The following is a 13,581-nucleotide window of genomic DNA, read 5'->3' on the forward strand; positions in this document are numbered from 1 at the left end:
AAAAATCTCTGTTTTTTGCCACCCGGAAAATCTTATTGGAGTGAGGATCAGCAAGTGTGTGAGGGTAGGCTTTCTTTTGCTTCGTTTTCTTTGCCTAAACAATGACAAAAAGCGATAGCATTTTGAACGTTGTTTGCAACGGCCCGTTAGGGTGAGCAAGCTTGCTTGCGAATAAAATGAAGTCGCCCTTTAGGGCGAAACCTAAATGCTAATTAAGCAAAAATATCTAAAAATATTAAATAGGCTTTGTCATCAAACTGAAATAATGAAATTATTCAGTGAAAGCAAAAAATTTTACTGCGTATTACAGCAAACCTTATTAAGAAATTAATGAGTTGTTACAAAAAATAAAAAATATTGTGGAGGAGATCATATCTTCACTATCTTGTGATAGGTTTTCTACTAAAAAAAGAGTATAAATAGAGTATTCGTTAAGTAGGAAAGAGATGTTCCGCAAACGATTGGCAAGGCTCTCCTACTTGTGGTTAACGAGATTGTTGTACTTATTGTGGAGAATCTCATGGATTCGATAGTGAACTCCCCTCAGCATGGACAGTTGTCCGAAAGATCTCAATTAGAGAGACAAGCAGAAGCACTAGGTATTGCCCCTTTTTATTATAGTTTAGAGGGGGAAAAAATTCAGGTTGATGATGTTGTATTACAAACATTAATCAACTGGCTTAGCCTTAATCCTCAAACTTCAACATCACTTTTCAATAATGTTTTTGTATTACAAGCAGAAAATGTTTCTCGGTTAATATGGCAACAGCTAAATTTCCAAGAAGATGAATATCCACAACAACTTCTCAATGAACAACAACAAATTATTGAAAATAGTTGGCGTATTGAAACAGAGCAGTATCTAGAATTTATGCCATTACCGATGGGCTATTATCAGTTAATTACCAATTATGCTAAATATCGGTTATTGGTCGCGCCAGCTAAAACTTATCAAGCACCTTGCTTGAGTGGTGAACAAAAAGTTAGTGGCTTAAATTTACAATTATATAGTTTACGTTCACAGCGGAATTGGGGAATTGGCGATCTTGGTGATTTACAACAAATTGCCACGGAGTATGCTCGAGATGGAATTGATTTTATTGGAATCAATCCGTTACATTCATTATTTCCAGCCCATCCAGAGTGGGCAAGTCCGTATAGCCCATCATCACGTCGTTGGTTAAATCCAATCTATTTAGCCGTAGATTTATTGCCGGAAATGGAAGAGTCTACAGCATTGGCATGGCGACAATCACCAGAAGTAGAAAAATTATTGCAGCAAGTGCGGGATACTGGTTGGGTGGATTATTCACAAGTCTGGCAATTAAAGCTTGATGGTTTACGTATAGCTTATCAAGTATTTAAGAAAGCAGGACGATTAGCCTATCGACGTAAAGCCTTTGCTAAATTTGTTGCTGAACAGGGTGAACCACTATATTTACATGGATTATTTGAAGTATTAGATCGCACTTTTGCTCATGATAACGAAGATGAAGAAGATTTAGCTGGTTGGTTAGCATGGGAACTTGAGTATCAAAATCCTAATAGTGAAGCTGTTCAGCAATTTGCTAAACAACATAGCAAACAAATTGAGTTTTATATGTGGCTGCAATGGTTGATGCGAGATCAATTAGAGGCGGTACAACATATTTGTGCACAAGTTGGCGTGAAATTAGGGCTTTATGGCGATTTAGCTGTTGGTGTGGCACGAGGTGGTTCAGATACGTGGTGTCACCGAGCAGTATTTTGTATGAAAGCCTCTGTGGGAGCTCCTCCTGATGAATTGGGACCGGCTGGACAAAATTGGCAGCTTCCACCGCTATATCCACAATATTTACGTGCAGAAGGGTATGAAACATTAATCAAATTGTGGCGTGCCAATATGCAAAATTATGGTGTATTGCGGATTGACCACGTGATGGCGTTATATCGTTTATGGTGGATTACGCAAGGTGCTAATGCAGCACAAGGTGCTTATGTTTATTATCCGATTGCAGAATTAATTGCGATTTTAGCGATTGAAAGTCAACGTTCTCAATGCGTAATTATTGGTGAGGATTTAGGCATTGTTCCGCCAGAAGTGAGAGAGTGGTTAGATCGTTATGGTATCTATTCTTATGCAGTCATGTATTTCAATAAGACCTATGATGGTTATTTATTACCGGAACATTATAAAAAGAATGCGATTGCGGTAGTGAGTACCCATGATGTTGCGCCATTACAAGGATTTTGGAAAGCAACTGATTTAGCAACAATGTATCAATTAGGGGTGTTACAAGAGGCTCAATACCAACGTGCTTTACAACAACGTACAGACGACAAATTGCGTTTTGTACAAACATTAAAACAAGCGAAATTATTAGCGTCATTACCACAAGATTTACAGCTTACAGAGGAATTAATCATTGCAATTCATCAATTAGGAGCAGTAAGTCGTAGTCAGTTATTTGTCATTCAACCAGAAAATTTATTAAGTATTGAATCTTCATTTAATATTCCGGGGATTGCCAGAGCTTATCCAAATTGGCGTTATCGCTTACCTGTTTCATTACTTGATCACGACGTGTGTCAGAAACTGCATCAATCTTATCGACAAATTATTTCAGCCCGTCAAAACCTTGATGTCAATGCAATCGCAGAGTGTTATCAAGACTATCTTAAACTTATTCTATTAGGGGAAAATATGATTACCGTCGATTATAAACAAATCGATCAGTTATTTAATGCCGTACATAGCGATCCGTTCTCTTTCTTAGGTGCACATTTAACAGAGCAAGGACTTGTTATTCGTGCTTTATTACCAAATGCAAAACAGGTTGCTATTTATAATCGGCAAAAGAATCACTGTTTAGCAGAAATGCAGTTAGTTGATGAACGTGGATTTTTTATTGCTTTATTACCTCGTGCTACAGCAGATTTACATTACTTGTTCAAAATTGATTATGAAAATAGTCCAGAAGCAATTTATCAAGAAGATCCTTATCGATTCCCATCTTGTTTATTTGAGTTAGATAATTGGCTATTGAAAGAGGGAACACATCAACGTCCTTATGAAGCATTGGGGGCACATTTAACTGAGAATAGCTATATCCCAGGAGTAAATTTTAGTGTTTGGGCACCAAATGCACGGCGGGTTTCTGTGGTTGGTGATTTCAACCAATGGGATGGACGTCGTCATGTGATGCGCTTCCATCGTGAAAGTGGCATTTGGGAAATTTTTATCCCACATATTAATGAGGGAAGTTTATATAAATTTGAAATTCTCGATGCAAATGGGGTAGTACGTTTGAAATCAGACCCCTATGCCTTTGGTACACAACTTCGCCCAGAAACTGCTTCTGTTGTCACAAAATTGCCACCAAAACAACCGTATAATCCAGAACATGCGAAAGCAAATGCGGTAGATGCGCCAATTAGCATTTATGAAGTGCATTTAGGATCATGGCGTCGTAATTTAGCTAACAATTACTGGTTGAGCTATGAAGAAGTGGCAGATGAATTAATTAGTTATGTAAAAGAGATGGGATTCACCCATATTGAATTATTGCCATTATCGGAGTTCCCATTTGATGGTTCTTGGGGATATCAACCTTTAGGACTGTATGCACCAACTCGTCGTTTTGGTGATGCAAAAGGATTATGTTATTTCCTCGAAAAAGCGCACCAAGCGGGTATTTATGTATTGTTAGATTGGGTAGTAGGGCATTTCCCAACAGATGAATATGGGTTGAGTAAATTTGATGGTACGGCATTGTATGAACACGCTGACCCTCGAGAAGGTTATCATCAAGATTGGAACACTTTAATTTATAACTTTGGACGGAATGAGGTACGTAATTATTTAACAGGTAATGCCTTATATTGGGTAGAACGCTACGGATTTGATGGTTTACGTGTCGATGCAGTGGCTTCAATGATTTATCGTGATTATAGCCGTTCAGATGGCGAATGGATTCCGAATCAATATGGTGGTCGAGAAAATTTAGAGGCAATTAATTTCTTACAACGTACTAATGCGTTACTACAAAATGAACAACGCGGAGTGTTGTCAGTCGCAGAAGAAAGTACTTCTTTCACTGGTGTTAGTCATGCAACGGAACAAGGCGGATTAGGATTCCAATTTAAATGGAATATGGGGTGGATGAATGATACGTTACGTTATATGAAACTCGATCCGATTTATCGTAAGTATCATCACAACTTACTTACCTTTGGCATGATGTACCAATATAGTGAGAATTTTGTTTTGCCGTTATCGCATGATGAAGTAGTACATGGAAAAGGTTCATTACTAACCAAAATGCCAGGAGATTGCTGGCAAAAATTTGCAAATTTACGCGCTTATTACGGTTATATGTGGGGCTTCCCGGGTAAAAAATTATTGTTTATGGGAAATGAATTTGCTCAAGGTAGAGAATGGAATTACCAAGAAAGTTTGGATTGGTTCTTATTAAATGAAGAACATGGCGGTTGGCATAATGGTGTACAAAGTTGGGTGAGGGATTTAAACCATATTTATCAACGTTATCCTGCATTATGGCAACAAGATCAACATCCAAATGGGTTTGAATGGTTAGTGGTGGATGATGCTGATCAATCTGTTTTGGTATTTGCTCGTTATGCGAAGAGTGGTGAAACCATTGTTGTGGTATGTAACTTTACTCCAGAGGTTCGTCATAATTATCGTTTTGGTGTGAATAAGGCAGGATTTTATCGTGAGATTTTAAACTCAGATGATCCAAGCTATAAAGGTAGTGGTGTGCATAATTCAGGTGGTATTTGGAGTGAAAAAATTGCGAGCCATAACAAGAAACATTCTTTAAGTGTACAAGTTCCACCACTTGGTGCAGTTTATTTTGTACTAGAAAATGAAATTCCTGATGAAGAGGACGATCTTGCCAGGAGTGAACCAGAAGTAGAAGCAAAAACAGTAAAAAAAGCAACTAAAAAAACAACAGCTGCAAGTGCGAAAAAGGTAAGTAAATCGCCAAAAGCGAAGACAACAACAGCAACTGCTAAAAAACGGACAACAACGAAAAAAGCGACCAAAAAAGAATAGGGATGTTTAGATGACGCTAACACGGGAAACATTTATTGGTTACGAATATCCGATGGGATATTGCATTACGGAATATCAAGGATATAAAGGTGTTAATTTTGTTCTTGCTGCACCTCATGCAACGGATGTTTGGCTCTGTTTATTTGATGAAGCTGGTCAAGAACAGCGTTATGCCATGTATCGTCATCATGATTGTTTTACCCTGTTTGTCACCGGCGTTGGTGTGGGACAAAAATATGGTTTTCGGGTTGATGGTGGTAAAGAACAACCTAATTGTTACAACGTGACGAAATTATTAATTGATCCTTATAGTCGTTTAGTAGTGGATCTACCCAATTTAAGCAGTGAACAGCAAGTTGCTCTGTTTTTATGGCATAACTTCCAAGATAATGGGTATTTAGCACCAAAAAGTGTGATTGTAGATGCTACATTTGATTGGGAAGGGGATAAGCCGTTACGTACACCTTGGTCGAAAACTATTCTCTATGAGCTTCATATAAAAGGATTTTCTCAATTAAACCCTCAGATTCCAGAAAAAGTAAGAGGGACATTTGCTGGATTGGCAGAAGAGGTAAATGTAGCTTATTTGCAAAGTTTAGGCGTAACAGCAGTGGAGTTATTGCCAATAACGTTGCATTTAGATGAACCTCGCTTACAACAAATGGGGAAAAAGAATTATTGGGGCTACAATGTTTTAGCACATTGTGCACCAGATCAAAGATTTTCTACCTTAAACGAGGTATTATTGGAATTGAAATCTTTGGTAAAGCGGTTACATCGTGCCGGCATTGAAGTGATTTTAGATGTTGTATTTAACCATACTGCGGAAAATGATTTAGCTGGGCCAACGCTTTGCCAAAGAGGGATTGATAACCAACTCTATTATTGGCATGACCAACATCAACATTATTTAAATTGGACAGGATGTGGTAACAGTTTAAATCTTTCTGAACCACGGGTATTACAATGGGTAATGGATTGTTTGCGTTATTGGGTGGAAGAGTTTCATATTGACGGTTTCCGTTTTGATCTAGCACCGTTATTGGGAAGGACACCAGAATTCAAGCAACATTCACCTCTTTTTGCAGCGATGGCACAAGATCCTGTTCTTGCGCCTTGCAAAATGATTGCAGAACCCTGGGATATTGGCGAAAGTGGTTATCAATTAAGTGGATTTCCTCACTTTTTTAGTGAGTGGAATGATCGTTTTCGCAGTGATATGCGTCAATTTTGGTTGAATGATAGCCAAGAATTGGGGGCTTTAGCGTTACGTTTTGCAGGTAGTGCTGATTTATTTCAATTCAAAGGCAGATCAGCACGCAGCTCAATTAATTTTATCACTGCACACGATGGATTTAATTTACAGGATTTAGTGAGTTATAACCAAAAGCATAATCATAATAATGGTGAAAATAACCGTGATGGTGACAATCATAATTTTTCGTTTAATCATGGTGAAGAAGGCGCGACCAATGATCCTGAAATTAAGCGACAACGCTTGATAAGTAAAAAAGCATTGTTAGCAACACAATTATTGGCTTTAGGAACACCAATGTTATTGGCGGGTGATGAAATCGGTCACAGCCAACAAGGCAATAATAATTGCTATTGCCAAGATAATGAATTGACCTGGCTGAATTGGCAAGATGCTGATCATTCATTGCAACAGTATGTAGCAGGGCTTATTACCTTACGCAAAGAGATGGCGTCAGTTGGGATTTATGATGACTGGTGGAATATGGAAAATGCACAATGGTTTCGTGCAGATGGTCACCCAATGCAGACGCAAGACTGGCATCAAGGACGCAGTCTAATGTTGTTATTACAGGGAAAGTATCTTGTACTTTTTAATGCTAATCGTGCAGCGCAATCTTTCCAATTACCTACGGGAAGATGGGTGAAACGGTTTGGCGAAGGGCTTGAGCTACAACAATCAATGGCGATTGTTGCACAACTCGGTATCGTAATCTTAACGCAGTCACTGCCTTAACAATATATAACATCACAGGAGAATATTATGAGCGCAGCAACCACAACTAAATCTATTCCAACTCGGGAAAGTATCGCAAATGATACGTTGGTACTTATCTTAGCAGGTGGTAGAGGTTCTCGTTTACATGAAATGACGGATCGTCGTGCTAAACCAGCAGTCTATTTTGGTGGTGCACATCGTATTATCGATTTTGCTTTATCAAACTGTTTAAATTCAGGATTATTAAAAATTGGGGTGATTACCCAATATGAAGCCCATTCATTATTACGTCATTTACAACATGGATGGTCTTTCTTGCCACGTGAACGTGGTCATTTTGTGGATATGCTCCCAGCGCGCCAACAATTAAATGATTCTACTTGGTATCGTGGTACTGCGGATGCGGTATGGCAAAACGTACCAATTATGAAAGAGCATTACCGTCCTAAATATGTATTGATTCTTGCTGGTGACCATATTTATAAAATGGACTATATGCGTATGATCGAAGATCATATTGAATTTGGTGGTAAAGCTACTGTGGGTTGTATTGAAGTGCCAAAAGAAGACGCGAAAGCTTTTGGTGTTATGGCAGTGAACGATAAACTCAAAGTGGAAGCATTTGTTGAAAAACCAGCCGATCCACCAACAATACCAGACAAACCAAATTCATCTTTAGCATCAATGGGAATTTATGTATTTGATGCAGATTATCTGTATGAAATTTTAGAAAGAGAAGCAAGTTGTGAAGATACCTCTCATGATTTTGGAAAAGATATTATTCCTGCGATGGTAGCGGAAGGATTACTCTATGCCCACCCATTTGAACGTTCAAGTAAAGGTAGAAATACACAAGGGCTTATCTATTGGCGTGATGTGGGAACATTAGAAAGCTATTGGTCAGCGAATATTGATCTTGTCAGCGAAAAACCACAATTAAATATGTTTGATAAAAATTGGCCAATCCGTACTGTGCCAAAACAAACATTACCAACAAAATTCTTCTATAAACATCCACATAAACAAACTATTGATAACTCATTAATTGGTGGTAGTGGTGTGATCATTGATGCTGAAATTAGTAATTCTGTACTCTTTGATCATGTGCGTGTTGAGGAAGGGTCAAAAATAGAATATGCGGTAATTCTGCCTCAAGTGAAAATTGGTAAAAACTGTGTATTACGCCGTTGTATTATTGATCGTAATTGCCGTATTCCAGATGGTATGCAAATTGGGGTGGATTTAGACGTTGATCGTCAACGCTTTAGAATTAGTAGCCAAGGTAATATTGTATTAGTTACTGAACCAATGTTAGAAAAATTATTGGCAAAACAACAAGTAGAAGAAGCGTCAGCAGCGGAATAGTTGCTCTTTTTCTACCATAATTATCATCAATAATGTCCACTTTTTCGAGAGGATTAAACACGGAAAAGTGGATATTTCATCACAAAGAAAGTTAAGGATCTTAATTAATAATGAAAGTACTTCATATCTGTTCGGAACTTTATCCACTCATCAAAACAGGCGGACTGGCAGATGTTATGGGGGCATTACCTTTTGCCCAAAAAGCAGAAGGAATGGATGTTCGCGTCGTGCTGCCTATGTATCCCGCAGTTGCTGAAAAATTGCAACATGAACATTCACTGCATCTTTTTACGTTTGCTGGTCATATCGAAATTCGTCATGCTGAATATCAAGGTATTGGCATTTACTTGATTAATGCACCTCATTTATTCAATCGTAACGGCAATCCTTACCATAACGAATATTATCAAGATTATGCAGACAACTATTTACGTTTTGCGATCCTTGGCTGGACAGGCGCAGCATTAGCTGCAGGCGCTGATACTTGGTGGGGGATAGCTGATGTATTACATATGCATGATTGGCAAGCTGGTCTGGCTGGTGCTTATGCAGTTGCTTGGAATCTTCCTGTCAAAAAAATCTTTACTATTCACAATTTAGCGTATGCTGGTTGCTTTGATGCGCGTCATATGGCGGAATTGCAGTTACCACATCATTTTTTCCACGTTGACGGCTTAGAGTTTTATGGTCAAATTTCTTATCTGAAAGCAGGGCTTTATTATGCAGATGAAATTACCGCAGTAAGCCCAACTTATGCCCGAGAAATTACCGATCCAAGTATGGCTTATGGATTTGATGGCTTACTCCAAACACGTGCAGCGCAACAACGTTTACACGGTATTTTAAATGGTGTTGATGATCAAGTTTGGAATCCTGCCACAGATACCAATATCGCCAAAACTTATAAAGTAGGTAAGATGCAAGGCAAGAAAAAAGATAAAGAGGATTTACAAGCAGAATTTGGTTTAGCACAGAATCCGGATGCACCACTATTAGTGATGGTTACTCGATTAGTGGAACAAAAAGGAGCAGATTTAGTCGTTGCCGCAGCAGAAGCTATGGTCAGAAAAGGAATTCAATTAGCAGTATTAGGATCAGGCGCTCCACATCTTGAAGAGAGCTTACGTTATCTTGCAGCAACTTATCCACAACAAATTGGTGTTAAAATTGCCTATAACGAAGCGTTATCACACCGTATGGTAGCAGGTGGTGATGTGATTTTAGTCCCTAGTCGTTTTGAACCTTGTGGTTTGACGCAATTATATGGTTTGAAATATGGAACTTTACCATTAGTGCGTTCAACTGGCGGTTTGGCAGATACTGTGGTTGATACTACGCCAGAAACCCAAAAAGAGAAAACGGCAACTGGTTTTGTCTTTTTACACGCAGATGTCAATGGCTTCTTGTATGCCGTAGATAAGATGTTAGAAGTTTGGGCAAAACCTCGTCAATGGAACCTAATTAGATCGACAGCAATGCAACAAGATTTTAGTTGGCAAAAAGCTGCAAAAAGTTATCTTGCCTTATATAGCAAATAATTTAACCATTATTGCGCATAATAGTGTGTATAAGTGATTTTATACACGCTATTTCTTTTATAAAAATAGTAATTAAAATCAGTAGGTTATAACTGGAGAAAAACTTCTAATTTATTTTAAATAATGAATATTTATACAATTTTCGTTTAAATAACATTCATTTTTCATTGAAAAAATCAACAAAATAACATAGGATACCCGCCGCAAAACTTGCCATTTTCCTATTGGAGATCACAATGCCATCAAATAAAATTAAATTTACCTATAATGCTCCAGCCAGAGATGTTGAATCCCTCAAAGCAACTATCGTTTCAAAATTGATTTACAATCTATGCTGCGAACCCTCAGAAGCAAAATTAACTAATTGGTTAAATGCAGCGCTTTATACAGTACGTGATTTAAGTGCACAATCTCGTTTACATACTCGCCGTGCGATCAAACATGAAAAATCACGTCGTGTCTATTATCTTTCTATGGAATTCTTAATGGGGCGTGCTTTCAGTAACGCACTGATTGCGGAAAATGTCTATGAAGCAATGAAACAAGCCTTTACTGAATTAGGCTTAGATTTTGATGCAATTCTAAACCAAGAAGAAGATCCGGGTTTAGGAAATGGTGGTTTAGGCCGCTTAGCAGCTTGTTTCTTAGATAGTTTAGCGACCCTTCGTATTCCTGCAACGGGTTATGGTATTCGCTATGACTACGGTATGTTTAAACAAGAAATTGAAAACGGTCGTCAAGTCGAAAAACCAGATGGCTGGTTAGCACAAAATATTGCATGGGAATATAACCGTCCAAGTAAAAAAATTCCAATTCGTTTTGGTGGACAAATTTATTACGAAAACAATAAATGTATCTGGAAACCGTCTGATGAAGTGGTGGCATTAGGTTATGACCAATTAATCCCTGGTTATGACAATGACATTGCTAACACACTTCGTTTATGGTCAGCTCAATCCAGTGATGCCTTTAGTCTTAATGATTTTAACCGTGGTGACTATTTTGCTGCGATGGAGAAACAAAATTTCTCAGAAAACGTTTCTCGTGTTCTATATCCAGATGACTCAACAACTGCAGGCCGTGAATTACGTTTACGTCAAGAGCATTTCTTAACATCTGCGTCAGTACAAGATATTTTACGTCGTCATCTCGATATTTTTGATAATTTAGATAATTTAGCCGATAAAGTGGCAATCCACTTAAATGATACTCACCCAGTATTAGCCATTCCTGAATTAATGCGTCTATTAATTGATGAACATGGCTACGAATGGATTCAAGCGTGGGAAATGTGCTGTAAGATCTTCTCTTATACCAACCATACTTTGATGAGCGAAGCATTAGAAACTTGGCCAATCGAGATGTTAGGTACAATCTTACCTCGCCATTTACAAATTATCTTAGAAATTAATGAATACTTCTTAAATGATCTTCGTGCGAAAGGTTATGGTGAGGATGTGATTCGCCGTGTGTCTATTATTGATGAAGATAATGGACGCCGTGTGCGGATGGCTTGGTTAGCGGTGATCGGTTCATATAAGATCAATGGCGTGGCGAAAATCCACTCTGACTTAATGGTGAAATCAATTTTTGCTGATTTTGCTAAAATTTATCCAGATCGTTTTACCAATGTTACTAATGGGGTAACGCCTCGTCGTTGGTTGGCGATTGCGAATCCGGGATTATCATCATTAATTGATAGTCGTATTGGTAAGGCATGGCGTAAGGATCTTGAAGAGTTAAGCAAATTGAATCAATTTGCCGATGATCAAAGTTTCTTACAAGATTTCCAACGCGTGAAATTTGAAAATAAACAGCGTTTAGCTGATTACATTAAGAGCCATCTTGGGATTGAGGTTAATCCACATGCCTTATTTGACGTACAAGTGAAACGTATTCACGAATATAAACGTCAATTATTGAATGTATTACACATCATTTATCGTTATAACCAAATTCTACAAAATCCAGATGCAGATTGGACACCAAGAGTATTTATTTTCGCCGGAAAAGCAGCAAGTGCTTATCATACAGCGAAGAAAATTATTAATTTAATCAACGATGTTGCTCAAGTTATCAATAATGATGGTCGAGTACGTGATTTAATTAAAGTGGTGTTTATTCCTAACTATGGTGTAAGTTTGGCACAAATTATTATTCCGGCAGCAGATCTTTCTGAACAAATTTCATTAGCAGGAACCGAAGCATCAGGAACCAGTAATATGAAATTTGCATTAAACGGTGCGTTGACAGTAGGAACATTAGATGGTGCTAATGTAGAAATCTTGAATATGGTAGGCCAAGAAAATGTATTCATTTTTGGTAATACTGTAGAACAAGTGGAAGCATTGCGAGCAAGAGGGTATTCACCGTTTGAATTCTTTGAAAAAGATCCACAACTACACGAAATTGTGCAGCAAATTACGACAGGACGTTTCTCGCCACAAGAACCAATGCGTTATCAAAATGAATTGAATCTGTTCAGCGATTATTATCAAGTGATGGCAGATTTCCGTTCTTATGTCGAAGTCCAAAAACAAGTGGATCAACATTATCGCAATCCACAAGCGTGGGCGAAATCAGCATTAATTAATACCGCTAATATGGGTTATTTCTCTTCAGACCGCTCAATTATTGATTATGCGGAAAATATCTGGAAAGTAGGACCACTATTAAGTTATGACAAAGAAGTTTATGAAGCAGAGAACTGTGTTTTTGAAGATGAACTTCCAGAAAAAATCTAATTAGTGTTATTTTAAAATGTATGGGAAAGCAGTTCAAATGAACTGCTTTTTTATCTAATATAATTAACTGACTATTAGGATAAAATTAATTAATATATCAAGAAAAAGATAAGTATTTATTATTGATTTTATTGATAAAGATTATACAAAATAACCAGAAAAAGGTATCTTTCGGTTATTTTTTATAATTGTGAGTAAAATGTAGTCATTTAGTTTTTGTCTACAGGCTTTATTCTTGCCCCCCCTAGAGTTTTGCTAATCTCTATCTCTCTCAATTAAATTTTATCAGGGTTAAGGAGTTTTAATTATGAAGAAATTAGCATTAGCAACATTAATGGGCGCAGTATTAGCGGTTTCTCAAGGGGCAAATGCGAAAGATGGCACAGTAAATTTTACTGGTGAAATAAAGGATAATACTTGTACTGTTCATACAAATAGTAAGAATCTTACTGTACAGCTTCCTTCAGTAAATAAATTAGCATTAGATGCAGCAAATAAGACAGCAGGTCTAACATTATTTTCTATTCAATTAGATAGTTGTGATAATGTATCAGCAAAAGCTTATTTTGAACCAACGCCAGGTAAAGTAGATTTTACCTCAGGGCGTGTTATTAATACTAATACAACAACTGGTGGTACTGTTGAAATTGAGCTTTTAGACTCAGATGGTACAACCGCATTAAGCCTTGCAGAAAATGCACCAAACCAAAATTCTCAATACCAAACAATCACAAGTGCAAATAATAAATTACGCTATTTTGCCCGCTATCACGCTAAAGGAACAGCAGTAGCTGGTGCTGTAGCAGGTAGCGTTGATTATACCATTGCTTACCAATAATTTATTCAAGATAGCAGATGAATAAAGGGCAGTTGAGCTGCCCTTATTTCTTTATCGCAATGTAA

At 37.6% G+C, this 13,581-nt stretch carries 6 protein-coding genes; all 6 read left to right on the forward strand.

Features of this window, described 5'->3' with window-relative positions:
- Positions 1-520 precede the first annotated feature (520 nt).
- A complete protein-coding gene (gene glgB, locus QV06_RS12135) occupies positions 521-5,059 on the forward strand; it encodes a 1,4-alpha-glucan branching protein GlgB (protein ID WP_082985014.1) in 4,539 nt (1,512 codons plus the stop codon).
- Between the two features lie 10 nt (positions 5,060-5,069).
- The gene (gene glgX / locus QV06_RS01640) at positions 5,070-7,049 is read left to right on the forward strand and encodes a glycogen debranching protein GlgX (protein ID WP_065236651.1); all 1,980 of its coding nucleotides are present in this window, start codon (positions 5,070-5,072) and stop codon (positions 7,047-7,049) included.
- A 27-nt stretch (positions 7,050-7,076) separates the two neighbouring features.
- On the forward strand, positions 7,077-8,396 hold the full coding sequence (gene glgC, locus QV06_RS01645) for a glucose-1-phosphate adenylyltransferase (protein WP_065236652.1): 1,320 nt from the start codon (positions 7,077-7,079) through the stop codon (positions 8,394-8,396).
- Positions 8,397-8,506: 110 nt separating this feature from the next.
- On the forward strand, positions 8,507-9,934 hold the full coding sequence (gene glgA / locus QV06_RS01650; RefSeq protein ID WP_065236653.1) for a glycogen synthase GlgA: 1,428 nt from the start codon (positions 8,507-8,509) through the stop codon (positions 9,932-9,934).
- 236 nt (positions 9,935-10,170) lie between these two features.
- Positions 10,171-12,678 (forward strand): glycogen/starch/alpha-glucan phosphorylase, encoded by a 2,508-nt coding sequence (locus QV06_RS01655; protein ID WP_065236654.1) that lies wholly within the window; start codon positions 10,171-10,173, stop codon positions 12,676-12,678.
- Positions 12,679-12,985: 307 nt separating this feature from the next.
- Complete coding sequence (locus QV06_RS01660; RefSeq protein WP_065236655.1) at positions 12,986-13,516, forward strand: fimbrial protein; 531 nt, start codon at positions 12,986-12,988, stop codon at positions 13,514-13,516.
- The last annotated feature ends 65 nt before the right edge of the window (positions 13,517-13,581 follow it).

Origin of the sequence: Gallibacterium genomosp. 3, assembly GCF_001678475.1 — a bacterium.
Classification (GTDB): domain Bacteria; phylum Pseudomonadota; class Gammaproteobacteria; order Enterobacterales; family Pasteurellaceae; genus Gallibacterium; species Gallibacterium faecale.

What these genes read in the sequence shown, in the direction of transcription:
- glgB (WP_082985014.1), top strand. Translation starts at nt 521, where the DNA reads ATGGATTCGATAGTGAACTCCCCTCAGCATGGACAGTTGTCCGAAAGA.
- glgX (WP_065236651.1), top strand. Translation starts at nt 5,070, where the DNA reads ATGACGCTAACACGGGAAACATTTATTGGTTACGAATATCCGATGGGA.
- glgC (WP_065236652.1), top strand. Translation starts at nt 7,077, where the DNA reads ATGAGCGCAGCAACCACAACTAAATCTATTCCAACTCGGGAAAGTATC.
- glgA (WP_065236653.1), top strand. Translation starts at nt 8,507, where the DNA reads ATGAAAGTACTTCATATCTGTTCGGAACTTTATCCACTCATCAAAACA.
- QV06_RS01655 (WP_065236654.1), top strand. Translation starts at nt 10,171, where the DNA reads ATGCCATCAAATAAAATTAAATTTACCTATAATGCTCCAGCCAGAGAT.
- QV06_RS01660 (WP_065236655.1), top strand. Translation starts at nt 12,986, where the DNA reads ATGAAGAAATTAGCATTAGCAACATTAATGGGCGCAGTATTAGCGGTT.